This window comes from Paraburkholderia sp. J7 (assembly GCF_905220155.1).
GTDB lineage: Bacteria > Pseudomonadota > Gammaproteobacteria > Burkholderiales > Burkholderiaceae > Paraburkholderia.
The window spans coordinates 20,877-44,297 of sequence record NZ_CAJMYZ010000027.1; the positions used below are offsets into that span (position 1 = coordinate 20,877).

Sequence of the window (23,421 nt, forward strand, 5' to 3'; positions counted from 1 at the left end):
CGGCCTTGCGGCGGCGCGGGCTTATGTCTGGACGCTCGCGCGGATCAGCGCGGATTGTTCTGCAGCGAATCGCGGATCTCGCGCAGCAGCAGCACGTCTTCAGGCGTGGGCGCCGGCTCGGCGGGTGCAGCGGGCTGCGGCTGGCGCAGCTTGTTGATGAACTTCACCATCAAAAAGATGATGAACGCGAGGATGACGAAGTTGATCACCGCGGTGATGAACGAGCCATAGCCGAACACGGCCACGCCCGCAGTCTGCAGATCCTTGTACGACTCGGGGTTGCCTTTATAGCTGGCCGGAATGTGTCCGAGCCGCACGAACATGTTCGAGAAGTCGAGGCCGCCCGTGATCACGCCGATGACCGGCATGATGAGATCTTTCACGATTGAGTTGACGATGCTCGAGAACGCACCGCCGATGATCACACCGACGGCGAGATCCATCACGTTGCCTTTGACGGCGAATTCCTTGAACTCCTGGACGATGCTCATGAGCGGGCTCTCCCTGAATGGCGCGGCACGGGGCTGGGGTCAATACGGCGTATTGGCGCAATCATAGCGAACGCATCCGTATCGCGGTAGCAATTTGACATTCCCTGACGTTTCTCCGGGGACTGGCGACGAAGTTCTACCGGACGCACGCGGCGTGCCCACCGCGCTGATTGAAGCCCGTCTTTGGCCTGCTTTCGACTTCAGTGCGCGAGCGAGATCTGCTCGTGAAAGGTTGCTGGATCGGTGTTGCTGCCACCCAGCAGTACGCCTACGCGCTTGCCTTGCAGCGTGTCGCGCAGCGGCCCGAGCAGCCCCGCCGTGGCTGCGGCGCAAGCGGGCTCCACGGCGAGCTTGAGTTGCTCGAAGAGCACGCGCATCGCGCTGCGCAGCGCGTCGTCGGAGACCGTGACGATGCGCTCGAGATGACGGCGGCACAGCGTATAGCTGTATTGCTCTGCATGCGACGCCATGAGCGAGTCGGCGATCGAGTGCATATGCGTCAGGCGCACCGTGTGGTTCGCGGCGAAGCTGCGGCTCATCACGTCCGAACCCTCGGGCTCGACGCCATACACGCGCACGCGCGGGTTCGCGAGCCGCAACGCCGTGGCAACGCCCGCAGCGAGCCCGCCGCCGCCGACGGGCACGACGACCGCGTCGAGATCGGGCGCCTGGGTGGCCCATTCATAGCCAAGTGTGGCCGTGCCGAGCACCGTGCGATAGCCGTTGAACGGATGCACGAAATAGCGTCCCTCGTCGGTCTCGATACGGCGCACGATGTCGAACGCCTCGCTGCTGTTGCTTGCCACGACGATTTCCGCGCCAAAGCGCTTGCATTGCGCGACACGCGCCGCGCTCGCGGTGCGCAAGAGCACGACCTTCGCGCTGATGCCCAAACGCATCGCCGCATATGCAACCGCCATGGCGTGATTACCGCCCGACACGCACGTGACGCCGGCGCTGCGTTGCGCGGCATCGAGCGCGAGCAGATGCGTGAACGCACTGCGCACCTTGAAGCTGCCGCTCGACTGCAGCAGCTCGAACTTGAAGTTCACGAGCGTCGCTTCGAGCGTGGACAGATCGTGGCGGTCGAACACCGGCGTGCGCAACACCCACGGCGCGAGCGCGAAATGCTGCGAAGCGATCTCGTCGAGGGTGGGGATCGCCTCACCGTCTATTGTGTGGCTGGTGGGAAGCGGCGAGGCGGTGGACATGATGGTGCGCGTCCAGCGAGATTACTGCGCCAGGGCTTCGACGGACATGCCGTGCACGAGCTTGCGCAGGAAACCTTCGCACGCCGCGAGCTGTTCGAGCGAGACGTATTCGTTCGGCTTGTGCGCCTGCTGGATGTCGCCGGGCCCGCACACCACGCTCGGAATGCCCGCGCGAGCAAAGAGGCCCGCTTCGGTGCCATAGGCGACCTTGCGGCGCGCGTCATCGGCGGTGAGCGCGCGCACGAGTTGCGTGATCGCGGCCTGCTCGGTGGCGTCGAGGCCGGGGGCCGCGGCGATCTTCGTGAACTCGATCGCGCCCACCGCGTGCTCGCGCTGCATCTTCGGCACGAGCGTTTCGCGCGCGTACTGTTCGATGCGCGCGAAGATCGTATCGGGGTTAAGCGTCGGCAGATTGCGGAACTCGAACGCGAAACGGCATTCGGCCGGCACCGTGTTGATGGCATTGCCGCCTTCGATCGTGCTGGTTTGCGCGGTCGTGAACGGCACGTCGTAGAGCTCGTCGAACGGGCCGTTCGCGCGGAATTCGTCGGCCATGTCGCGGATGTAGCAGATGAGACGCGCCGCGTACTCGATCGCGTTCAGCCCGCGCGGCGTAAGCGACGAATGCGCGGCCTGGCCGCGCACACAGCACTGGTACGCGTTGATGCCTTTGTGCGCCACGATGGGGCGCATGCTCGTGGGCTCGCCCACGATGCAGCCTTCGGGCTTCACGCCGCGCTTCACGAGCTCTTCGATCATGAGCGGCGCGCCCACGCAGCCCACTTCCTCGTCGAACGAGAGTGCGAGGTGCAGGGGCTTGGCGAGTTTCGTCTTCTGGATCTCGGGCACGAGCGTGAGCGCCGCGCCGATGAAACCCTTCATGTCGCAGGTGCCGCGGCCATAGAGCAGGCCGTCGCGGATCTCGGGCTTGAACGGGTCGCTGTCCCATTTCTGGCCGTCCACGGGCACCACGTCGGTGTGGCCGGAGAGCACGATGCCGCCGTTCGTTTCGCCGTCATGCGCGGGGATCGTGGCGAACAGGTTGGCCCATTTGCCGTCGCGGCCATAGGTGAGCGTCGATTCGATGCCGCGCGCGCGCAGATCGTCGCGCACGGTCTCGATCAGGCCGAGATTCGGATGGCGGCTGACCGTATCCATCGAAACGAGGCGGGTGACCCAGGGGAGCGAGGCGGGAAGGGAGTCGGAAGGCGTAGACGACTGCGCTGTTTCAGCGGCGAGGGACATATTGGGCTCCAGCTTGCTTGTATTCTTCATCTTACCCAAAAAGAATGCGGCAAGCCAAAGCTAAGGGCAGTGCGGCGTCACACGTTGCCGACGATCGTGGCGTGCATGGCGCGCCGCAGCATGACGTGAAAACGCCCGCGCGGAAGGCAAACCGCGCGGGCGTCCGAAGAGGCGGCGAGAGCGCTTAGCGCGCCGCGCCAGCGCGATTGGGCGCACCGAGCGCGCGCAACGTCTCCTTCACAGTAGCCACGCGCACGGCGAGGTCGGGGCTGCGCGTTTCGATGCGCAGCTTGTCCTGACCCGCGAGCTTGATGTGCTTGTGCTTCTGCACCATCTCGATGATGCGCATGGCGTCCACGGGCGGATTCGGCACGAACTGCAGGCCGATGACCGCTTCGCCCGCATCGATCTTCGTGATGCCGAGCGGCTTTGCCGCCAGTCGCAGACGATGCGTTTCGATCAACGCGTGCGCCTGTGCCGGCATCTTGCCGAAGCGGTCGATCAGTTCTTCCTGGATGCCGTCGATCGAATCGTCGTGCTCGCAGTTCGCGAGGCGCTTGTAGAGCGACAGGCGCTCCTGCACGTCGCCGCAATAATCGGCGGGCAGGATCGCGGGTGCGTGCAGATTGATCTCGGTGGTCGCCGCAAGCGGTGCGTTCAGATCGGGCTCGCGGCCGTCCTTGAGCGCCTTCACGGCGTCGTTGAGCATGTCCGTGTAGAGCTGGAAGCCGATCTCCTGGATCTCGCCCGACTGCTTGTCGCCGAGTACCTCGCCCGTGCCGCGAATTTCGAGGTCGTGCATCGCCAGATAGAAGCCCGAGCCGAGTTCCTCCATCTGCTGGATGGCTTCCAGCCGCCGTTGCGCCTGCTTCGTGAGCCCTTGCGGATCGTGCACGAGCAAATACGCGTACGCCTGGTGGTGCGAGCGCCCGACACGGCCGCGCAACTGGTGCAACTGCGCCAGACCGAACTTGTCGGAGCGGTGAATCAGGATCGTGTTCGCGGTCGGCACGTCGATGCCGGTCTCGATGATCGTGGTACAGAGCAGCACGTTCGCGCGCTGCGCCACGAAATCGCGCATCACGGCTTCGAGTTCGCGCTCGTGCATCTGGCCGTGCGCCACCGCGATGCGCGCTTCGGGCACCAGCGCTTCGAGCATCGCACGGCGGTTCTCGATGGTTTCGACTTCGTTGTGCAGGAAGTACACCTGGCCGCCGCGCTTGAGTTCGCGCAGCATGGCCTCGCGAATCACGCTGTCTTCCTCGCGGCGCACGAAGGTTTTGATGGCGAGACGCTTCTGCGGCGCGGTCGCGATCACGGAGAAGTCGCGCAGGCCCTCGAGCGCCATGCCGAGCGTACGCGGAATCGGCGTGGCGGTGAGCGTGAGCACGTCCACTTCCGCGCGCAGCGCCTTGAGCGCCTCCTTCTGACGCACGCCGAAGCGGTGCTCCTCGTCGATGATCACGAGCCCGAGGCGCTTGAACTGCACATCGGACGACAGCAGCTTGTGCGTGCCGATCACGATATCGACGCTGCCGTCGTTGATCTGCTGGATCGCGCCGCTCACTTCCTTCGCGGACTTGAAGCGCGAGAGTTCGGCAATGCGCACGGGCCACTCGGCGAAGCGGTCCGTGAAGGTTTGCGTGTGCTGCTCGGCGAGCAGCGTGGTGGGCGAGAGAATCGCCACCTGCTTGCCGCCCATCACGGCGATGAACGCCGCGCGCAACGCGACTTCCGTCTTGCCGAAGCCCACGTCGCCGCACACGAGGCGGTCCATTGGCTTGCCGCTCGTCATGTCGCCGATCACGGCGGCGATCGCGGCGGCCTGGTCGGGCGTTTCCTCGAAGCCGAAGCTCTCCGCGAACTTGACGTAGTCGCGCGGTTCGAGCGCGAACGCGTGGCCTTCGCGCGCGGCGCGGCGCGCGTAGAGATTCAACAGCTCGGCCGCGGTGTCGCGGATCTGCTGCGCGGCCTTGCGGCGCGCCTTTTCCCACTGGCCGGAGCCCAGCGCATGAAGCGGCGCGCTATCCGGATCGGCGCCGCTGTAGCGTGAAATCACGTGCAATTGCGAGACCGGCACGTAGAGCTTGCTGCCGTTCGCGTATTCGAGGTGCAGGAATTCGGTGTCGCCTTCGCCGAGGTCCATCGTCACGAGGCCGTGATACCGGCCGATGCCGTGCTGCGCATGGACCACCGGGTCGCCCACCTTGAGTTCGGAGAGGTCGCGCACCATTGAATCGACGTTGCTCGCCTGCTCCTGGCGGCGACGGCCCGCACGGCGCGCAAGCGGGCCGTAAAGCTCGGTCTCGGTGATGACCGCAAGCTCCTCGCCCGGCAGCGAGAAGCCCGTGGAAAGCGGCGCGACGCCCAGCGCGAAGCGCTCGTCGCCGGTGAGCCAGTCCTCGAAGCTGTCGGCGCCCGTGGGGCGCAGATGGTTGTCGGCGAGCAGTTGCGCAATGGTTTCGCGCCGGCCCGCCGACTCCACCGCGAACAGCACGCGGTTCTTCGTCGTGTCGAGATAGCTGCGCAGCGAGGCGAGCGGGTCGTCGGCGTGGCGGTCGATCGCGAGATTCGGCAGCGCCGTGGCCCAGCCGCCCGCGCTCGCGGCGGGCAGCACGAGGCGCGCGAAGGGCTTCGCGAACGCGAAGAAGTCCTCGTCGGTCAGGAAGAGGCGCTGCGGCTCCAGGATCGGCCGCTCGCGGTCGTGCGAGAGGAAGTTGTGGCGCTGCTTCGTGTCGTTCGTGAAGCGGCGGATCGACGCGTCGAGGTCGCCCGAGAACACGAGCTGGGCGTTTTCCGGCAAATAGTGGAAGAGCGTAGCCGTTTCTTCGAAAAAGAGCGGCAGGTAGTATTCGATGCCGGCCGAGGGCACGCCATTGCCCATGTCCTTGTAGATCGTCGCGCGGCTCGGGTCACCCTCGAACACCTCGCGCCAGCGGCTGCGAAACGCCGTGCGCGCGGCTTCGTCGAACGGAAACTCGCGGCCAGGCAGCAGGCGCACGTCTTTCACGGGGTACAGGCTGCGCTGGCTGTCCGGGTCGAACGCGCGAATCGAGTCGACCTGGTCGTCGAAAAGGTCGATGCGGTAGGGCAGCGGCGAGCCCATCGGAAAGAGGTCGATGAGCGAGCCGCGCACGCAGTATTCGCCGGGGCGCACCACCTGGCTCACATGCTCGTAGCCCGCGAGCGTGAGTTGCGACTTGAACTTCGCTTCGTCGAGGCGCTCGCCCTGCGAGAACGAGAACGTATAGGCCGCGAGAAACGACGCGGGCGGCATGCGGTAGAGCGCCGTGGTGGCCGGCACGATCAGGATGTCGCAGCGGCCTTCGCCGAGATCGTGGAGCGTGGCCAGGCGCTCTGAAACGAGGTCCTGGTGCGGCGAGAACGTGTCGTACGGCAGCGTTTCCCAGTCGGGCAAGAGGCGCACGCGCGCCTCCGGCGCGAAGAACGGAATCTCCTGAGCGAGCCGCTGGGCATCCACGGCGCTGGCGCAAATCACGGCCAGCAGCGGCGCCTGGCGTGCGCTGGCGCGCGCGGCCTCGCGGTAGCGGGCGATCAGGAGCGCGTCGGACGAGCCGTACGTGCCGTCGAACGCGTAGCGCTGCCCCGGCTTGACGACGGCGACGGGGGACGGAGATTGCGAGGAAGCGGCGATATCGGACATAGGCAACAGGGTGGCCGACGCGTGTGTCGGTAGGGTGGCCAGTTCAGTTCGGGCGGAGTGCAGCGCCAGAATATGGGGGCCGGTTACTGGTCTTCAAGTGAATCCGGCGCGTTTCGACGACGTTTCGCCGACGTTTTGCGGGCGTCCGGCGTGCGGGTAAGGGACCTATTATAAAATCCGTCCTTTACTTTGACTCATGCGGCTCGCGACACCGTGACTTCACGCCTTTTTGCCCTGATTCCGTGCGCCGGCACCGGCAGCCGTTCGGGCTCGGCCATGCCGAAACAATATCGAATCGTTGCCGGACGCGACCTCCTGCACTATACGCTCGCCGCTTTCGACGCCTGCAACGAATTCTCGCAAACCCTCGTGGTGATTTCTCCCGACGATAACCACTTCGACGCCCGGCGCTTCGGCGGCCTGCGCTTTGCCGTGCGCCGCTGCGGCGGCGCCTCGCGCCAGGCCTCGGTCTACAACGGCCTGGCCGCGCTCGCCGAATTCGGCGCAACCGACAACGACTGGGTCCTGGTGCACGATGCGGCGCGCCCCGGCATCACGCCCGCGCTGATTCGCACGCTCGTCGAGTCGCTGAAGGACGACCCCGTGGGCGGCATCATGGCGCTGCCGGTGGCGGACACGCTCAAGCGCGTCGCCCCGAAGGACCCCGCGGCGCCCGGCGTACACATCGCGCGCACCGAATCGCGCGACGGACTCTGGCAGGCCCAGACGCCGCAGATGTTCCGTATCGGCATGCTGCGCACGGCCATCGAGCGCGCGCAGCAAGACGGTCACGATCTCACCGACGAAGCGAGCGCGATCGAATGGCTAGGTCACGCGCCGCGTCTCGTGCAGGGCAGTCTGCGCAACTTCAAGGTGACGTACCCCGAAGACTTCGCGCTCGCCGAAGCGATCCTCAGCCGGCCCGCAGAATAAGCGCACCGCAATCCCTACACCTGAAACCCCTGGAACCCCACACATGGACATCAGAATCGGACAAGGCTACGACGTGCACGCGCTGGTGCCCGGCCGCCCGCTCGTGCTCGGCGGCGTGACGATCCCCTACGATCGCGGCCTGCTCGGCCACTCGGACGCCGACGTGCTGCTGCACGCCATTACCGACGCGCTGTTCGGCGCCGCCGCGCTCGGCGACATCGGACGCCATTTCCCCGACACCGACAAGCAGTTCTACGGCGCCAACAGCCGCGTGCTGCTGCGCGAATGTCTGCGCCGCGTGCAGGAGGCGGGCTTCTCGCTCATGAACGTCGACACCACGGTGATCGCCCAGGCGCCCAAGCTCGCACCCCACATCGAATCGATGCGCAAGACGATTGCCGAAGACCTGAACCTGCCGGTCGAACGCGTGAACGTGAAGGCGAAGACGAATGAAAAGCTCGGCTATCTCGGCCGCAGCGAAGGGATCGAAGCGCAGGCGGCTGTACTGCTGTTGCGCGTGTGATCTTCCGTTCAGCCCTTGTTTTGAAGGGCTGAACGGCGCAGAGCAGGGCGCGTGCCTGCTCTGCGCCTTACGGCGATGATTGCAGTTGCAATCATCGCCGTTGCTTTTCTTGTCGATTAATTTCCGTTTTTTTCGTCCCATACTGAACCGCTATCCGGAAGCGGGGAGGGCAATGGCGGGAGTTGAAAAACGCGTGAAAGGCCTCGACGGCCTGCGGGCGCTTGCAGTCGTGCTCGTGTTCCTCTCGCACAAGGCCCACGTCGACGCGATCGATGCGGGCAAGATCGGCGTCTGGCTGTTCTTTCTGATCAGCGGTTATCTGATCATTGGAGAACTGCATCGCAATCGGGTTCGCATCGAACAGCACGGCGCTCGCACGGCCGCGCTGCTGTACGTTTTCTTCATGAAGCGCACGCTGCGCATTTTTCCGGTGTACTACCTGCTGCTCGTTGCGCTCACTATCGCGCATGCGAGCTTCTATCAGCGCGAGGTCGATCTCGGGCTCGCGTGGCATTTCGTATTCCTCTCCAATTACTGGATCGGCGTGGTGCACGATGGCTGGCCCGGCACCGTTTCACATTTCTGGAGCCTCGCGGTCGAGCAGCAGTTCTATCTCGTCGCGCCGTTTGCGCTGCTGTTCATGCGCGCGTCGCGCCATCTCGCGCTTTGCGCGGTGGTCATTGCGGTGGCTGCGTTCGCGCACCTCGCGCTCTACGAGGAAGGGGCGATCGCGCCGCTGATTTACGCGTTTTCGCCATGGAATTTCGCCATGCTCGCGCTCGGCGGCGCACTGGCGATCGGCGGTGCGCGCGTGCCGTTGCGCCCGGGGGTGTTCAGTGCGGTGTGGTTCGTCGGGGCGTGTGCGGCGATCGCCGGCTTCGCGCTGGCGCGCGCCGATTGTGCCGAATGCGTGAACGGCGCGACGATACAGCCGGGCTTCTTCGACATCGGACTCGCGCTCGCGCTCGGCACGCTGTTTCTGTGGCTCGTGCGTCGCCAGGACAGCATGGTCGTTGCGGTGCTGGAAGTGCGGCCGCTCGCGTATCTCGGCACGATCAGCTACGGCTTCTATCTGTTTCACAACCTCGTGCCGTCGCGCCTTGGCGTGGCGCCGGGGTTTTACGCGCGGCTCCATGTGCCCGATGGTGCGCAGCCCGTTCTTGCGCTCGTGCTGCAGTTCGCGTTGGCCGTGCTGCTCGCTCACCTGTCGTGGCAGGTTCTGGAAAAACGCGTGCTCGAGTGGAAGCGACCGCTCGAAGCGGCAATACGCAACCGCCTGCCCACGCGCGCAGCGGCGAGCCGGACTTGATGCAACAGCACGACGTCTAGAGCGTCTCGCCGCCCACCACGCGGCCGTCGGGGCACAATTCGCCGGTCTGCAGCCCGTCGAGCACGCGCAGCACTTCTTCGGCGCTGCGCCCGACGTTCAGGTTGTTCACCGTGACATGCTGGATCGTGTTGTCGGGATCGACGATGAACGTTGCGCGCAGCGACACGCCCGCTTCCTTGTCGCGTATGCCGAGCTGATCGATGAGCTCGCCCTTCACGTCGCCAAACGAATAGTGATTGAGGCGATCGAGCGTCTTGTCCTCGCGCCGCCACGCGAGCTTCACGTATTCGTTGTCGCAACTGCCGCCCATGACGACCGTTTCGCGGTCATCGAATTCCTTGATGAGCCTTGCGAACGCGATGATCTCGGTTGGGCAAACGAGCGTGAAATCCTTGGGGTAGAAGTAGATGACCTTCCACTTGTTGGCGAAGGTCTGTTCGGTGATCTCGATGAACGCCGATTCGCCATTTTCCACGGGATGGTTGAAGCCGGGCTTCGCGGCGGTGACGGTGAAGGCCTCGAGTTTGTCGCCGACGGTTTTCATGGGGCAGCTCCTCAGACGAGAGGCGGGCAGCGCAGCCCGCTTTGACGCCGCGCGCGAGAGAGCGCAACGCGGCATGCCGATGAAAACGATTGTCGCAGGTGCGGGCGGCGCGTGATGCGAGGGTGCGCCGCCGCCGGCTTTCGGTCAAGCGAGGGGAAAGCGGCTCAGGCGCCCTTGGCGAGCGGGAACTCGATCGTCACTTCGAGACCGGGGCCCGGCAGCCGGTTGCGCAGGCGCAGCGCGCCGCGATAGCGGCCCACGAGGCGCTGCACGATGGCCATGCCAAGGCCGGTGCCGTTCGCCTGCGTGCGAGCCGTGTCGACGCGGTAGAACGGCCGCGTGACGAGCGGGAGTTGGTCCTCGGGAATGCCAGGACCTTCGTCGACCACCGAGAGTTCGACGCGCGAGTGCGAGACGCGCGTTTCGAGCATGATGTGCGGAATGCCGTCAGTCTCGCTAGCGCCGTATTTGCGTGCGTTTTCGATCAGATTGCCCACCACGCGGCGCATGTCGGTGTCGTCGGCTTCGATCATGGCCGAAGGCGCGAGCCGCGTGATGAGGCGCACGCCGTCTTCGCTCGCCATGCGCGCGGCCATCTCGCCGGCAATGACCGAGAGATCGACGCGCTCGGGCATGCGCTGGGCAGGGCGCGCGTAATCGAGGAAGCGGCCGATGATCATGTCCATCTGCTCGATGTCGTCGATCATCGCGTCCTTGGTCGCCTGATCGGACGGACTCATCTCCGTTTCGAGCCGCAGGCGCGCGAGCGGCGTGCGCAAATCGTGCGAGATGCCCGCGAGCATCAGCGCGCGGTCGGCCTCCAGCTGCTCGAGGTCGCGCACCATCTGGTTGAACGAGCGATTCGTTTCGGCGGCGACGCCCATGCCGCTCTCGGGCAAGGGCGCGGGAGGCTGCCCGGAGCCCAGCATGCGCGCCGACATGGCCAGACGCGCGAATGGCCGGTTCACGAGGCTCGTGATGAAGGCCGCCCCGAAGAGCGATAGCGCGAGCGCGGAAACGCCCCATCCGACCCACTGCAGGCCTGTGACGTTGTCGAGCTGGTCGCGGTCGAGCGCGACCCAGTAGTCGTCGTCGTCGATCTTGAAGCTGATCCACACGCCCGGAATGTCGTTCACGGACTGCGCGATGATCGTGTCGTCGCCAAGACGCCCGCGAATGTCATGCTCGATCAGACGATTGAGCGACTCGTCGGGCTGGAGCTTGTACTTGTCGGTGGTTTCGCGCGGGTACACACGCACGCCCTCGTTGCTCTCGAGATCCTGCAGCAGCGCGCGGCGCAGATCGGGATCGGAGTAGAGGAGCGCCGTGCGCGTGAGCTTCACGATCGCGACGAGCTGGAGCGCCACGCGCTGCGCGCGCGGCTCCCGCTCGATCACGCGAAAGCTCTGGAACCACGCGGCGAGACTCACCGCGATGAGAAGGGCGATCAGCAGGAAGGTGCGCCAGAACAGATCGCCGAACGCGAGCGTGAGCAAACGCCGGTCAATCCGCATGGACCCTTCCCGTTTCAACAGAGGCAGTGCAGACAACGAGACTCCATCCAGGATCAGGCGGCGCCGTCGGGGATGAACACGTAGCCGAGGCCCCAAACCGTTTGAATGAAACGCGGGCTGCCCGGATCGGGTTCGATGAGCTTGCGCAGGCGCGAGATCTGCACGTCGAGGCTACGGTCGAACACTTCGTATTCACGGCCGCGCGCAAGCTCCATGAGCTTTTCACGCGAGAGCGGCTGGCGCGGATGACGCGCGAACACCTTGAGCACCGAGAATTCGCCCGTGGTGAGCGGAATTTCCTGGCCGGCCTTGGTGAGCGTGCGCGTGGCGAGATTCAATGCGAATTCGCCGAACTCGAACACCTCGGTGGTTTCCGAAGGCGCGCCCGGCAGTTCGGACGGCGCCTGACGGCGCAGCACCGCATGAATACGTGCGACAAGTTCGCGCGGGTTGAAGGGCTTGGGCAGATAGTCGTCGGCGCCCATTTCGAGCCCGACGATGCGATCCACGTCCTCGCCCTTGGCGGTGAGCATGATGATGGGCGTGCGGTCGTTGCTGCCGCGCAGACGGCGGCAGATCGACAGGCCGTCTTCGCCTGGCAGCATGAGGTCGAGCACGAGCAGGTCGAAGCGCTCGCGCACCCACAGCTTGTTCATGGCGGGGGCGTTTTCGGCCACGTAGACATTGAAGCCCTGCTCGCCGAGGTAGCGGCGCAGCAGGTCCCGGAGTCGGGGATCGTCATCGACAACGAGAATTTTGGACGGGTTTTTGGTTTCCATGCCTGGCATCTTAGCGCGATTGGATACTGATGCGAGTTTGCACCAATTATCAGGTTACAGTCAGTTACAAAATTTACCCGTGCTGTGCCACGACGGCAAGCACTGACAGATAGACTTCTTTACGTAAAGCGGCTGTTCGGTAGATACTTCATTCGACTTTAAAATTCATGCCCGCGCCGAGCCGGGTTCGCACATGTATTCGAGGTAGCCGTTTGCCGCGTCAAGAAGGGAACAAAACGATGGGAGGGGTCAGGCCGACAATGCGCCACACCATGCTTGCACTGGCGCTAGCCGGTGGCGTGGCGGCTGCACTGGAGTCGTTGCCGGCCCGGGCCCAGCCCTCCGCAGACCGCTACGAGAACCCGCAGTCCTTTGCCCGCTCTCAGGGCGGCAAGCCATCAATGCGGCGCATACGCAGCGATACGGTTCCGCGTCCAGCGTCTGACATCAACCAGCGTCCTGCCGTTCCCCCCGACCTCGATCAGCGCCGCCGCGACGGCCATATGACGCCCGACGAGCGACGTCTCTTGCGTCAGCATATCGAAGACGCTGTGCGCGAACTGTACAAGCGCTAATACTGCTTTCGGCGTGCGTCAACGCCGCTGCGCGGCGATAACGTTTACGCAATATTCAATTCGCGACGCGTTCACGCCTTTCTCGCGCCTTTCACGATTTTATCGGCATGCCATCGTGCATTCGCGCCGTGCAAACGCGCTGAAAAAAACCGTAGCAATTGCGTAGTCAACATCCGTTTTGCCACAGCCGTTAAGCCGGTACATTCATTGACTGCGCCGGCGGTTTCGTCGTGCGCCCGTTCATCATGAGCGACTCCAGACGGTCGAGGCCAAACGCGCAGTCCGACGTGCACGCGTCGGCGCCAGACACTGGCGCGGATGCGCTGCTCGACGCCGACGACGCCCGCCATCTTCTCGTTCGCACAGGCTTCGCGCCGCGCGAGAGCGAAGTCGCGCCTTTTGTGGGGCTCACGCGAGAGCAGGCTGTCGCGCGACTCGTCGGCAGCGCGCGCAGCGACGCGCTCACGCCGCTTCCCGCATGGACCGCCGAAGTGCCGCCGAGCCGGGCGCAGCGCAATGCACGGACCCCGGAAGAGCGCCAGGAAGCGCAGCGCCAGCGCGGCGCGCGCTACGACGAATTGCGCGCGTGGTGGCTGCGCGAGATGCTCGTCACGTCGTCGCCGTTGACCGAGCGCATGACACTTTTCTGGCACAACCACTTCACCTCGGGCCAGGACAAGGTTGGCGAGCCGCAGTTGATGGCCGCGCAAAACGCGCTCTTGCGGCGCGATGCACTGGGGAGTTTCGCGAACCTGCTGCATACCGTCGCGAAGGACCCCGCGATGCTGCTTTACCTCGATGGCGCGAGCAATCACAAGGGCAGGCCCAACGAGAATTTCGCACGCGAAGTGATGGAGTTGTTCACGCTTGGCGAAGGCCAGTACTCGCAGCGCGACGTTGCCGAAGCGGCGCGCGCGTATACGGGTTGGAGTCTCGATCCCGACACTCAGGCGTTCGTCTGGCGCGCCGACTTGCACGACGGTGGTGAGAAGACCGTGCTTGGCCGCAGCGGGGCGTTCGACGGCGATCAGGTGCTCGACATCCTGCTCGCGCAGCCGCAAACTGCCCGATATGTATCGGGCAAGCTGTGGCGCGAGTTCATTTCCTCGACGCCTGACGAGGCGCAGCTCACAAACGTCGCCGATCGTTTTCGCGCGAGCGGCTATGAGGTCGACGATGCGCTTCGCGCGCTACTCGTGACCCAAGCGTTCTGGGATGAGCGCAACCGTGGCGTGCTCGTGAGTTCGCCGGTGGAGTTCATCGTCGGCACGGTGCGCCGGTTCGACGTGGTGTACGGCGACACGTTGCCATTTGCGCGCCGCTCGGCGGCGTTGGGCGAGAATCTGTTTTACCCGCCAAACGTGAAGGGGTGGCCAGGCGGGGTGTCGTGGATCAACAGCGCGACGCTGCTCGCACGCAAGCAGTTCGTCGAGCAGTTGTTTCGTGCGACGGAAGCGGGGCGGCCGCATGCGTCGGGCGCACCCGCCAAGGTCGCGGCAAGCATGCCGCAAAGCATGCGAAACGTGGCGAACGCAATGCGCCGCGATGTGTTGCAAGGCGGTATGCGCTTCGATCTGGATGGCTGGCTTTCGCGTTACGGTCTCACTGCCGATGCCACGCCCGGTCTTTCAGCGCAGTTGCAAATGCAGCACGCGATCCTGCCGCTCGCGCCTGTCGATGCGATCGCGGTTGGCAGCAGTGCGGGTTCCTATCTCCAGGCACTGCTGATGGATCCGGTGTATCAATTGAAGTGACGCATGGGCATGAACGGCCGAATCCCTGGCGGCAGCGTATGCCGCCGCACTGACAAGCGAGGCAAGCCATGAAGCGACGCGACTTTCTTGCAGCCGGTGCGACGGCCGCCGCCGCGATGGCGGGCTCGGCGCTATGGCTGCCTGGCGCCGCGCGCGCACAAGGGGCAACGCCCGTGCCGCCGGGCCTTGCTAGCGGCTACGAGAACCTGCTGATTCTCGTCGAGCTCAAGGGCGGCAACGACGGCCTCAACACGGTCGTGCCTTTTGCCGATCCGCTTTATTACAGCTACCGGCAAGCCATTGGCGTGCCACGCGCGCAGGCGATACAACTGGACGAGCGCACGGCGCTGCATCCGGCGCTCGCGCCGCTCATGCCGATGTGGCGGGCGCACGAGCTTGCGATCGTGCAGGGCGTGAGCTACGCGCAACCGAATCTGTCGCACTTTCGTTCGATCGAGATCTGGGACACGGCTTCGCGCTCCAATGAATATCTGCGCGAAGGCTGGCTCACGCGCGCGTTCGCACGCGAGCCTGTGCCGCCAGGATTTGCCGCCGATGCGCTCGTGCTCGGCAGCGCCGAGATGGGTCCGCTCTCGAACGGCGCGCGTGCCATCGCGCTCGTGAATCCGGCGCAGTTCGCGCGCGCTTCGCGCCTCGTCACGCCGGTCTCGCTCAAGGAGCGCAACCCGGCGCTCGCGCATATCCTCGATGTCGAGAACGACATCGTGCATGCCGCCGATGCCCTGCGGCCACGCCCGGGCAACTACGCGCTGAAGACAGCGTTTCCGTCGGGAGCGTTCGGCGCCTCGATCAAGACGGCCATGCAGGCGCTCGCATCGAGCGACACCGCGCAAGGCGCGCCGGTGGCGGGGCGCGGCGTCGCGGTGATTCGTCTGACGCTGAACGGCTTCGACACGCACCAGAACCAGCCGCAGCGTCACGCCGATTTGCTGCGCCAGTTCGCCTCGGGCATGGAGGCGATGCGCTCGGCGCTCGTGGAACTTGGGCGTTGGGATCGCACGCTGATCGTGACGTATGCGGAATTCGGGCGGCGCGTGCGCGAGAACCAAAGTCGCGGCACCGATCACGGGACGGCTTCGGCGCACTTCGTCGCGGGCGGGCGGGTGGCGGGCGGGCTTTATGGGCAGGCGCCGCAACTCTCGCAGCTCGATGGCAATGGCAATTTGCCCGTAAGCGTCGACTTCAGGCAGATCTACGCGACCGTGCTAGGCCCCTGGTGGGGGCTCGACGCACAGGCCGTCCTGCAGCAGCGCTTCGAGCCGCTGCCGTTGCTGCGCGCGTAACGTAAGCGCGAGCCTCAGCTACGGCGCGCGGCGCGCCAGGCGATCCACAGTTTGCGCACGGGCGTGAGCACGATCTGCTGATGCAGCACCTGGTAGCCTTCGCGCTCAACTTCGTCGAGCAGCGCGAGTTCGAGCGCGGCGAGCGCACGCAAGGTGCGCTGGTCGCGGCGCGCCGAGGCGGGAATGGCGTCGAGCGCGGCGTGCACCGCTTCGCGCGCACGCGAGGTCTGGAACTGCATCAGTTCCGTGAACTCTGCGCTGTAGCGCCGGTTGATGAGATCGGCGGCGGTGACGTTATAGCGCTGCAATTCGTCGATGGGCACGTAGATTCGGCCATGGCGCGCGTCGTTGCCGATCTCCGGCACGAACTGGGCGAGCATGAGCGCGTTGCCAAGCGGCGCGGCCCAGCGCGCGGCCTCCTGGCGGTCCTCTTGCGTGCGCGCGCTGAGTTGCGCCACGAGCGAGGCGAACGTGCCGCCCACGCCGTCCATATAGCGGCGCAGATTCGGCAGATCGAGATAGCGCGCCTGCTCGAAATCCATCTCGAAGCCAGCGAGCAGCGCCTGCAAGCCAGGATAGACGGCCTTCGAATCGTCGAGATGCGTGGCGAGCGCCTGCGTGACCGGATGCGCGGGATTGCCCGCGGCGAGCGCGGCCAGTTCCTTTTGCCACCAGGCGAGCTTCGTGCGGCCGACGGTAGGGTCGCTCGTTTCTTTCGCGGTTTCCTCGAGTTCGCGGCGTAGCGCGAAGAGCGCGGTCAAGAGCGGCTGGCGTGCGGCGCGGGCCTGACGCAGCGCGTAGTAAGTGCTCGAACCAGGGGGAGCCGCCTTTTGCAGGCAGTATTCGTCGAAGTTCACGGCGTTTGGAGATGTGGGGCAAAGCGGCTCGCGCGGCGGCCAGAGCGCGGCGCGACGGTAGAGCCGCGATTCTAGCATCGGCGCGGCTTCGGGCCGGCCGGGCGGGGCTCGCCTGCGCTCTCGACGATGCGCCGTCATGACCCCTCGCGCACTGTTTTCAGGATGCAGACAAGCGCCAGGCAATCGGTTAGAATCTCGCGCTTGCGCTTTCGGACGCTTAGCTGGAAGCGCGCAGCCGGCACATAATGAAGCAGCGCCGCCGGCAGGCGTAGTCAGAAAGCAGGCTGGATTGCGGGCGAGGTGGACAACATCGCCCGGCGTCTCACGAGGACTCGATCAGTCGGCATGTCGCACAGGGTTGTATCGCACGCGTTTTCTGGAGTGAAGCGCAGCGGTCCTGCCGGGCGCAAGAACAGAAGCGCAAAGAATTCGCGTGAGTGGCGAAATTGGTAGACGCACCAGGTTTAGGTCCTGACGCCCGCAAGGGTGTGCCGGTTCGAGTCCGGCCTCACGCACCAAAGTAAAAAGGCCATGTACCGTCAGGTACATGGCCTTTTTGTTTGTGTGACGTTTGCGCGATGCACTCGCGATGGCGGCCTGGATGTTGCCCGATCCTGCCCGCCATCTGTTTAGCTTATTGCCTCTGCTCGCGCGGACCGCCTTACAGTTCGGTCTGCATGGCGTCGATCACCTTGTCGAGCGCACGCGCGAGTGCGTCGCGCTCCTTGTCGTCGAGGCTCGCGAAGAGGTCGACATTCCACTTGCGCGCGATGGGCATGACCTTGCGATACAGCGCGCGTCCATCGGTTGTGAGCGAAACGAGCACGAGGCGTCCGTCTTCCTCGCTCGTGTCGCGCTGCATGAGGCCGCGGCGCATCAGCGCCTCGGCTGCACGGCTTGCCTGGCTCTTGTCGAGATTCGCGTGACGCGCAAGCTCCATCACGGAAAACGGGCCGAACGCCCCCACAGCTGCAATGAGCCGAGCCTCCGGAAGTGTGATGCCGAGCTTCGCCTGGTAGCGTTCGCTGGCGCCCCGTTCGGAGAGTTTGTTCAGGACATGCAGCCGATAGGTGAGGAATTGTTCGAGTCCGGCTTTGCTTGCCTTCATGGGAGTCCTGGTCTGGTCGCTTGGGAAGGGCGCGATCGTGTCGCGATTCCATGATTGTTGCCCCATCTTGCGCGCGGGTCAACGCATCCGAACCCTTGTGCGGCTCGTTCGGTTCGGTGCACGAATCTATTAATCGCTTACTGCGGAATGCGTGGCGCGCGTATTCAACAGATCGGACTGCGAAATCCCGGGGGCATCGCCAAAGCCGGGGCGGCGTGCCCCGGCGAATTTGCCTAGTTGGATGTACGCGCAGCGTATTTGAGGCGGGCGAGTTGCTCCGCTTCGTTGGCGAGCAGGCGTGCGGCGTCGCGAATCGCGGTTTCGAGCGTGATGGGGCCCGGCGCAGGCGAAAAGCAGCCGCTGAAATGCTCGGCGAGGCGCGGCAGGGCGGCTGCGTCCACGGCGCCCGAGAGCAGCGTGGCGGGCACGCCCACGGCTGCGGCATGGCGGCAGGCGATGAACGGCGCCTTGCCGTGCAGCGTCTGCACGTCCGAGCGGCCTTCGCCGGTGATGAGCCAGTCGGCGCGATCGAGTGCTTCGTCCAGACCGATGGTGCGCGCAACGACTTCGGCGCCGGGCTCGAAGCTCGCGCCGAGCATGCGTAGCGCGAAACCGAGGCCGCCGGCCGCGCCGGAGCCGGCTTCGTCGCGCACGCGGCGACCCAGCGCCGCTTCGAGCAGGTCAGCGAACCGGCCGAGCGCCGCGTCGATCGGCGCGACCTGCTCCGGCGTCACGCCTTTTTGCGGACCGAACACGGCAGTCGCGCCGTGCTCGCCCGTGAGCGGATTGTCCACGTCCGACATGCCGACGAACGACGCTTCGCGAAGTCGCGCGTCTAGCCCGGAAACGTCCACCCGTGCGACTTGCGCGAGCGCTTGCGGCGTGGGCGCCAGCGGCTTGCCAGCGGCGTCGAAGAGTTGCAGGCCGAGACCCGCGAGCAAACCGGCGCCTGCGTCGTTGGTGCTGCTGCCGCCGAGCGCCACGTAAAAGCGCCGCACGCCTTCGTCGAGCAGCGCGCGGATCGCTTCGCCCATGCCGCGCGTGCTGCGCGCGTCCACCGGCACGCCCATGCCCACCGCGTCCGTGATGCCGACGATCTCGGCGGTTTCGACGATCGCGCTGCCGTCGCTCAGCAGCCCGACCGCGGCGTCGCGCTTCGGGCCCGCTGCGCCTTCCACGGTCATGACGCGGCGCTCGCCGCCGATCGACAACATCGCGTCGAGCGTGCCTTCGCCGCCGTCGGCCATGGGACGGATACGGATGTCGGCGTCGGCGCGCACGCGGCGGATGCCCTCGGCGATCGCGGCGGCGACCCCGTCCGCGCTGAGCGAGCCTTTGAAAGAGTCTGGAGCAATGACGATAACGGGAGCGTCAGTCGACGAATTCGGCATGGTGTCTCTGCTGGAAGAATTGTGTTGGGAGCGGCTGCGGCCGGCGGGGCGTCCGGCGCGAGCGTAAGCTTAACAGCCTCGCCGCGTGGGCTGGATAACGGCGTTGCGATAGCACGCATTGGAGCGCGCTTCAGGCGCGTAGCGGTTCAAAAGCAGGCCGAAATCAGGTCAAAAACAGGCACATAACACACGCAAACGGCAATTCCACTGGTACCGGGAAATAGTTTGCTAAAATACTTGGCTCTTTTGACGGAACCGCACCGCAAGCCGCCCGTTTCGGCGCTGTTGAGCGGCGCACGAGGCGCCTGCGTTCAGCTCCAAAGCGGGTTGCTGGACCCCGGCGGGGCCCCAGCGGACTGCGGCACGCAAAGACCACAGATTACTGATTCGCTCGAACAATTTTAGGACGATTGAAGCCATGGCTAACGTTGTTGAAAACCTCGGCAAGCTCGAACGCCGCGTGACGATTTCCCTGCCGAAGGACGCCGTGCAGAAAGAAATCGATTCGCGCATCCGTAAACTCGCAAAGAACGTGCGCATGCCGGGTTTCCGCCCGGGCAAGGTGCCGCTCAAGATGGTCACCCAGCAGTATTCGGGCCAGGTCGAAGCTGAAGTCCTGAGCGACAAGGTCGGCAAGGAATTTTTCGACATCAGCCGCGCCGAAAACCTGCGCGTTGCCGGCCAGCCGAGCTTCGCGCCGAAGTCGGAAGCCGCTGAAGGCGACTACGCATTCGACGCGACCTTCGAGGTCTACCCGGAAGTGAAGCTCGGCGACGTCGCAACGGCCGAAATCGAGCGCACGACCACGACCATCACCGAAGCCGAAATCGACCGCACGCTCGACATCCTGCGCAAGCAGCGCGTGCACTTCCACGCTCGCGGCGAAGCCGGCGAGCACGGTGACGGCGGCGCCGACACCGAAGCGAAGGAAGGCGACCGCGTGACGGTCGACTTCGTCGGCAAGATCGACGACGTCGCGTTCCAGGGCGGCACGGCTGAAGGCTTCGCCTTCGTGCTGGGCGAAGGCCGCATGCTGCCGGAATTCGAAAAGGCCGCGATCGGCCTGAAGAAGGGTGAGTCACGCGAATTCGACCTCGCGTTCCCCGAGGACTATCACGGCAAGGACGTCGCCGGCAAGACGGCGAAGTTCACGATCACGATGCAGCAGATCGAGTGGCCGCACCTGCCGGAAATCGACGGCGAATTCGCCAAGTCGCTCGGCATCGCCGACGGCGACCTCGTGAAGATGCGCGCCGAAATCAAGGACAACCTCGAGCGTGAAGCGAAGCGCCGCACGCAGTCGATCGTCAAGAACCAGGTGATGGACGCGCTCCTGAAGATCTCTGAACTCGACGTGCCGAACGCACTTGTCGAGCAGGATCAGGAACGCCTCGTCGAAATGGCGCGCGCCGACCTCGCGCAGCGTGGCGTGCCCAACGCCAAGGACGCACCGATCCCGGCCGAAATGTTCAAGGAACAAGCCGAGCGCCGCGTGAAGCTCGGTCTCGTGCTCGCCGAACTCGTGAAGGCCAACAGCCTCGAGGCGAAGCCGGAGCAGATCCGTGCTGAAGTCGACGAATTCGCGAAAAGCTATGAGGACCCGAAGGAGGTCGTGCGCTGGTATTATTCCAACCAGCAGCGTCTGGCCGAAATGGAAGCCTACGTCGTCGAATCGAACGTCGTGGACTTCGTGCTCGGCAAGGCCAAGGTGACGGACAAGCAAGTTAGCTTCGAAGAACTGGCAAGCGCGACGGCGCAGGCTTAAATCTGCCCGCTACGGCGTGCCGGCTGTCGGAGCGACCGACGGCCAGCACGCCGTTTTTGTATCCGCAGGTTTTAGCCATGCTGCCCGTGTGGTTGATTTAACCAGGGTCCGTCGCCATACCGGTATATCAGAAGAACTTTTCCAGACAAGGATGCACCGCATGACCATTCGCGCTCAATCGCTGGATACGTTGACCTCCCACTCGTCGCGAGACTTCGACCCGCAGGCGCTCGGCCTCGTGCCGATCGTCGTCGAAACGAGCGGCCGCGGCGAACGTTCCTACGACATCTACTCGCGCCTGCTCAAGGAGCGCGTGGTGTTCCTGGTCGGCGAAGTGAACGACCAGACGGCGAACCTCGTGGTCGCCCAGCTGTTGTTCCTCGAAAGCGAAAACCCGGACAAGGACATCAGCCTGTACATCAACAGCCCGGGCGGTTCGGTCTCGGCCGGCATGGCGATTTACGACACGATGCAGTTCATCAAGCCGGACGTTTCGACCCTTTGCATGGGCCTCGCGGCCAGCATGGGCGCGTTCCTGCTGGCGTCGGGCGCCAAGGGCAAGCGTTTCGCGCTGCCGAATTCGCGCGTGATGATTCACCAGCCGCTCGGCGGCGCGCGCGGCCAGGCTTCGGACATCGAAATCCAGGCTCGCGAAATCCTGTACCTGAAGGAGCGCCTGAACCAGTTGCTCGCGCACCATACGGGTCAGCCGGTCGAGCGCATTGCGCGCGACACGGATCGCGACAATTTCATGTCGGGTGACGACGCTCAGGCATACGGTCTCGTCGACCAGGTTCTGCACAAGCGTCCTTAAGCTGCGTGAGCGGTTTTGCGCGTCCGACCCTGCGAAGGGCGACGCGCAAGCGCAGTCCTGAAGGATCCGCTCGGCCCCCGTACAAAAGGGGATAGCCGACGCCGCGCAGACCTTGTGGAATAATCGGCAAACGCGCTTCGCGGCCTGCGGCCCCCAACGCCGTCACAGCAAGCGGTTCACGCACCCTCCGGCCTCGCCGGGGGAAACGGCGTATCATGTAACAGAGTGTCCGGAGGCTCATTTATCCATGGCGGACAAGAAAGGTTCTAACAGCGAGAAGCTGTTGTATTGCTCGTTTTGCGGCAAGAGCCAGCATGAGGTGAAAAAGCTCATCGCTGGTCCGTCGGTCTTCATCTGCGATGAATGTATCGACCTGTGCAACGAGATCATTCGCGACGAAGCCGCCGGTGCGGGCGTCGACGCGGCGCTGTCGCGCTCGGACCTGCCGAGCCCGCAGGAGATCCGCGACATCCTCGACCAGTACGTGATCGGGCAGGAACGCGCGAAGAAGATCCTCGCAGTGGCGGTGTACAACCACTACAAGCGTCTGAAGCACCTCGACAAGAAGGACGACGTCGAACTCTCCAAGAGCAACATCCTCTTGATCGGGCCCACGGGCTCGGGCAAGACGCTGCTCGCGCAGACGCTCGCGCGCCTTTTGAACGTGCCGTTCGTGATCGCCGACGCCACCACGCTGACCGAAGCCGGTTACGTGGGCGAAGACGTCGAGAACATCATTCAGAAGCTGCTGCAGAACTGCAATTACGAGGTCGACAAGGCCCAGCGCGGCATCGTCTATATCGACGAAATCGACAAGATCAGCCGCAAGTCGGACAACCCGTCGATCACACGCGACGTGTCGGGCGAGGGCGTGCAGCAGGCGCTGCTCAAGCTCGTCGAGGGTACGATGGCTTCGGTGCCGCCGCAGGGCGGCCGCAAGCATCCGAACCAGGATTTCATCCAGGTCGACACGACCAATATCCTGTTCATTTGCGGCGGCGCGTTCGACGGCCTGGAAAAGGTCATCACCGACCGCACGGAAAAGACCGGCATTGGTTTCGGCGCGAGCGTGAAGAGCAAGCAGGAGCGCGACACGGGCGAAGTGCTGCGCGAAACGGAACCGGAAGACCTGATCAAGTTCGGCCTGATTCCCGAACTGATCGGCCGTCTGCCGGTGGTCGCGACGCTCGGCAAGCTCGACGAAGCCGCGCTCATGAAGATTCTGGTCGAGCCGAAGAATGCGCTCGTCAAGCAGTATCACAAGCTCTTCAACATGGAGCGCGTGGAGCTGGAAATTCGTCCGGCCGCATTGCAGGCTGTCGCCCGCAAGGCGATCCGCCGCAAGACCGGTGCGCGTGGCCTGCGCTCGATCCTGGAACAGGCATTGCTCGACGTGATGTACGAGCTGCCGGCCATGAAGGGCGTGAGCAAGGTCATCATCGACGACAACGTGATCGACGGCGACGGCAAACCGCTCTTGATCTACGAAGACGCTCCGAAGGTTGCTGGGTCGAACTGATGGTGGTGATCGGCTAAAGAGTTCCGGAAAAAGGCCGTTCATACAATGGGATGAACGGCTTTTTCGTTTATCTTGTGGTCGATGGCGCACTATTTTGGAG

General features: G+C 64.7%; 19 protein-coding genes and 1 tRNA gene. 10 read left to right on the plus strand and 10 right to left on the minus strand.

Annotation, left to right across the window (positions count from 1 at the left end):
• Positions 1–44: 44 nt before the first annotated feature.
• The 4 genes from mscL to mfd all read right to left on the minus strand — a co-directional run bounded on the left by mscL (position 45) and on the right by mfd (position 6,611).
• Positions 45–491 (minus strand): large conductance mechanosensitive channel protein MscL, encoded by a 447-nt coding sequence (gene mscL / locus U5A58_RS33695; RefSeq protein ID WP_321914848.1) that lies wholly within the window; start codon positions 489–491, stop codon positions 45–47.
• Positions 492–691: 200 nt separating this feature from the next.
• The gene (locus U5A58_RS33700; protein WP_321964674.1) at positions 692–1,702 is read right to left on the minus strand and encodes a threonine/serine dehydratase; all 1,011 of its coding nucleotides are present in this window, start codon (positions 1,700–1,702) and stop codon (positions 692–694) included.
• A gap of 21 nt (positions 1,703–1,723) precedes the next feature.
• The gene (gene argE, locus U5A58_RS33705) at positions 1,724–2,947 is read right to left on the minus strand and encodes an acetylornithine deacetylase (protein ID WP_321964675.1); all 1,224 of its coding nucleotides are present in this window, start codon (positions 2,945–2,947) and stop codon (positions 1,724–1,726) included.
• Between the two features lie 184 nt (positions 2,948–3,131).
• Positions 3,132–6,611, minus strand: a complete 3,480-nt coding sequence (mfd, locus tag U5A58_RS33710; RefSeq protein WP_321964676.1) for a transcription-repair coupling factor — start codon at positions 6,609–6,611, stop codon at positions 3,132–3,134.
• A gap of 213 nt (positions 6,612–6,824) precedes the next feature.
• Here mfd and ispD point away from each other — a divergent pair, with 213 nt between their 5' ends.
• The 3 genes from ispD (at position 6,825) to U5A58_RS33725 (ending at position 9,376) form a co-directional block, all read left to right on the plus strand.
• Positions 6,825–7,544: a 2-C-methyl-D-erythritol 4-phosphate cytidylyltransferase gene (gene ispD / locus U5A58_RS33715; RefSeq protein WP_321914852.1), complete on the plus strand. Its 720-nt coding sequence runs from the start codon at positions 6,825–6,827 to the stop codon at positions 7,542–7,544.
• A 43-nt stretch (positions 7,545–7,587) separates the two neighbouring features.
• Positions 7,588–8,067, plus strand: coding sequence for a 2-C-methyl-D-erythritol 2,4-cyclodiphosphate synthase (gene ispF, locus U5A58_RS33720; RefSeq protein ID WP_321964677.1), 480 nt, complete (start codon positions 7,588–7,590; stop codon positions 8,065–8,067).
• Positions 8,068–8,239: 172 nt separating this feature from the next.
• Positions 8,240–9,376 carry an acyltransferase gene (locus tag U5A58_RS33725; protein WP_321964678.1) on the plus strand — a complete coding sequence of 379 codons (1,137 nt, stop codon included), beginning with the start codon at positions 8,240–8,242 and terminating at the stop codon, positions 9,374–9,376.
• Positions 9,377–9,392: 16 nt separating this feature from the next.
• Here U5A58_RS33725 and U5A58_RS33730 read toward each other — a convergent pair whose 3' ends face one another.
• The 3 genes from U5A58_RS33730 to ompR form a co-directional block, all read right to left on the minus strand.
• A complete protein-coding gene (locus U5A58_RS33730; protein ID WP_321914855.1) occupies positions 9,393–9,941 on the minus strand; it encodes a peroxiredoxin in 549 nt (182 codons plus the stop codon).
• 164 nt (positions 9,942–10,105) lie between these two features.
• On the minus strand, positions 10,106–11,455 hold the full coding sequence (locus tag U5A58_RS33735) for an ATP-binding protein (protein ID WP_321937623.1): 1,350 nt from the start codon (positions 11,453–11,455) through the stop codon (positions 10,106–10,108).
• A gap of 53 nt (positions 11,456–11,508) precedes the next feature.
• On the minus strand, positions 11,509–12,243 hold the full coding sequence (gene ompR / locus U5A58_RS33740; RefSeq protein ID WP_027814652.1) for a two-component system response regulator OmpR: 735 nt from the start codon (positions 12,241–12,243) through the stop codon (positions 11,509–11,511).
• 251 nt (positions 12,244–12,494) lie between these two features.
• On the opposite strand from ompR, the gene U5A58_RS33745 reads away from it, so the two are divergent.
• The 3 genes from U5A58_RS33745 to U5A58_RS33755 all read left to right on the plus strand — a co-directional run bounded on the left by U5A58_RS33745 (position 12,495) and on the right by U5A58_RS33755 (position 15,867).
• Positions 12,495–12,809, plus strand: coding sequence for a hypothetical protein (locus U5A58_RS33745; protein WP_321937622.1), 315 nt, complete (start codon positions 12,495–12,497; stop codon positions 12,807–12,809).
• A 245-nt stretch (positions 12,810–13,054) separates the two neighbouring features.
• Entirely contained in the window at positions 13,055–14,563 is a 1,509-nt protein-coding gene (locus U5A58_RS33750) for a DUF1800 domain-containing protein (RefSeq protein ID WP_321964679.1), read from the plus strand.
• Positions 14,564–14,631: 68 nt separating this feature from the next.
• On the plus strand, positions 14,632–15,867 hold the full coding sequence (locus U5A58_RS33755) for a DUF1501 domain-containing protein (RefSeq protein ID WP_321964680.1): 1,236 nt from the start codon (positions 14,632–14,634) through the stop codon (positions 15,865–15,867).
• A gap of 14 nt (positions 15,868–15,881) precedes the next feature.
• Here the strand turns inward: U5A58_RS33755 and U5A58_RS33760 are convergent, their stop codons facing one another.
• Positions 15,882–16,724 (minus strand): squalene/phytoene synthase family protein, encoded by an 843-nt coding sequence (locus tag U5A58_RS33760; RefSeq protein ID WP_321964720.1) that lies wholly within the window; start codon positions 16,722–16,724, stop codon positions 15,882–15,884.
• Positions 16,725–17,155: 431 nt separating this feature from the next.
• On the opposite strand from U5A58_RS33760, the gene U5A58_RS33765 reads away from it, so the two are divergent.
• A tRNA-Leu gene (locus tag U5A58_RS33765) sits at positions 17,156–17,242 on the plus strand.
• 143 nt (positions 17,243–17,385) lie between these two features.
• On the opposite strand, the gene U5A58_RS33770 is transcribed toward U5A58_RS33765, so the two are convergent.
• Together U5A58_RS33770 and U5A58_RS33775 are read right to left on the minus strand one after the other, a co-directional pair.
• A complete protein-coding gene (locus U5A58_RS33770) occupies positions 17,386–17,832 on the minus strand; it encodes a MarR family winged helix-turn-helix transcriptional regulator (RefSeq protein ID WP_133186033.1) in 447 nt (148 codons plus the stop codon).
• Positions 17,833–18,065: 233 nt separating this feature from the next.
• Positions 18,066–19,223, minus strand: a complete 1,158-nt coding sequence (locus tag U5A58_RS33775; RefSeq protein ID WP_321964681.1) for a glycerate kinase — start codon at positions 19,221–19,223, stop codon at positions 18,066–18,068.
• Positions 19,224–19,641: 418 nt separating this feature from the next.
• On the opposite strand from U5A58_RS33775, the gene tig reads away from it, so the two are divergent.
• The 3 genes from tig (at position 19,642) to clpX (ending at position 23,321) form a co-directional block, all read left to right on the plus strand.
• Positions 19,642–20,988: a trigger factor gene (gene tig / locus U5A58_RS33780; RefSeq protein WP_321964682.1), complete on the plus strand. Its 1,347-nt coding sequence runs from the start codon at positions 19,642–19,644 to the stop codon at positions 20,986–20,988.
• Between the two features lie 160 nt (positions 20,989–21,148).
• On the plus strand, positions 21,149–21,802 hold the full coding sequence (gene clpP / locus U5A58_RS33785) for an ATP-dependent Clp endopeptidase proteolytic subunit ClpP (RefSeq protein WP_028206978.1): 654 nt from the start codon (positions 21,149–21,151) through the stop codon (positions 21,800–21,802).
• Between the two features lie 247 nt (positions 21,803–22,049).
• On the plus strand, positions 22,050–23,321 hold the full coding sequence (clpX, locus tag U5A58_RS33790) for an ATP-dependent Clp protease ATP-binding subunit ClpX (protein WP_028216418.1): 1,272 nt from the start codon (positions 22,050–22,052) through the stop codon (positions 23,319–23,321).
• Positions 23,322–23,421: the final 100 nt, after the last annotated feature.

What these genes read in the sequence shown, in the direction of transcription:
- U5A58_RS33755 (WP_321964680.1), top strand. Translation starts at nt 14,632, where the DNA reads ATGAAGCGACGCGACTTTCTTGCAGCCGGTGCGACGGCCGCCGCCGCG.
- U5A58_RS33745 (WP_321937622.1), top strand. Translation starts at nt 12,495, where the DNA reads ATGCGCCACACCATGCTTGCACTGGCGCTAGCCGGTGGCGTGGCGGCT.
- U5A58_RS33730 (WP_321914855.1), bottom strand. Translation starts at nt 9,941, where the DNA reads ATGAAAACCGTCGGCGACAAACTCGAGGCCTTCACCGTCACCGCCGCG.
- U5A58_RS33735 (WP_321937623.1), bottom strand. Translation starts at nt 11,455, where the DNA reads ATGCGGATTGACCGGCGTTTGCTCACGCTCGCGTTCGGCGATCTGTTC.
- U5A58_RS33725 (WP_321964678.1), top strand. Translation starts at nt 8,240, where the DNA reads ATGGCGGGAGTTGAAAAACGCGTGAAAGGCCTCGACGGCCTGCGGGCG.
- ispF (WP_321964677.1), top strand. Translation starts at nt 7,588, where the DNA reads ATGGACATCAGAATCGGACAAGGCTACGACGTGCACGCGCTGGTGCCC.
- clpX (WP_028216418.1), top strand. Translation starts at nt 22,050, where the DNA reads ATGGCGGACAAGAAAGGTTCTAACAGCGAGAAGCTGTTGTATTGCTCG.
- U5A58_RS33770 (WP_133186033.1), bottom strand. Translation starts at nt 17,832, where the DNA reads ATGAAGGCAAGCAAAGCCGGACTCGAACAATTCCTCACCTATCGGCTG.
- mfd (WP_321964676.1), bottom strand. Translation starts at nt 6,611, where the DNA reads ATGTCCGATATCGCCGCTTCCTCGCAATCTCCGTCCCCCGTCGCCGTC.
- U5A58_RS33775 (WP_321964681.1), bottom strand. Translation starts at nt 19,223, where the DNA reads ATGCCGAATTCGTCGACTGACGCTCCCGTTATCGTCATTGCTCCAGAC.
- clpP (WP_028206978.1), top strand. Translation starts at nt 21,149, where the DNA reads ATGACCATTCGCGCTCAATCGCTGGATACGTTGACCTCCCACTCGTCG.
- argE (WP_321964675.1), bottom strand. Translation starts at nt 2,947, where the DNA reads ATGTCCCTCGCCGCTGAAACAGCGCAGTCGTCTACGCCTTCCGACTCC.
- U5A58_RS33750 (WP_321964679.1), top strand. Translation starts at nt 13,055, where the DNA reads ATGAGCGACTCCAGACGGTCGAGGCCAAACGCGCAGTCCGACGTGCAC.
- mscL (WP_321914848.1), bottom strand. Translation starts at nt 491, where the DNA reads ATGAGCATCGTCCAGGAGTTCAAGGAATTCGCCGTCAAAGGCAACGTG.
- ompR (WP_027814652.1), bottom strand. Translation starts at nt 12,243, where the DNA reads ATGCCAGGCATGGAAACCAAAAACCCGTCCAAAATTCTCGTTGTCGAT.
- U5A58_RS33700 (WP_321964674.1), bottom strand. Translation starts at nt 1,702, where the DNA reads ATGTCCACCGCCTCGCCGCTTCCCACCAGCCACACAATAGACGGTGAG.
- tig (WP_321964682.1), top strand. Translation starts at nt 19,642, where the DNA reads ATGGCTAACGTTGTTGAAAACCTCGGCAAGCTCGAACGCCGCGTGACG.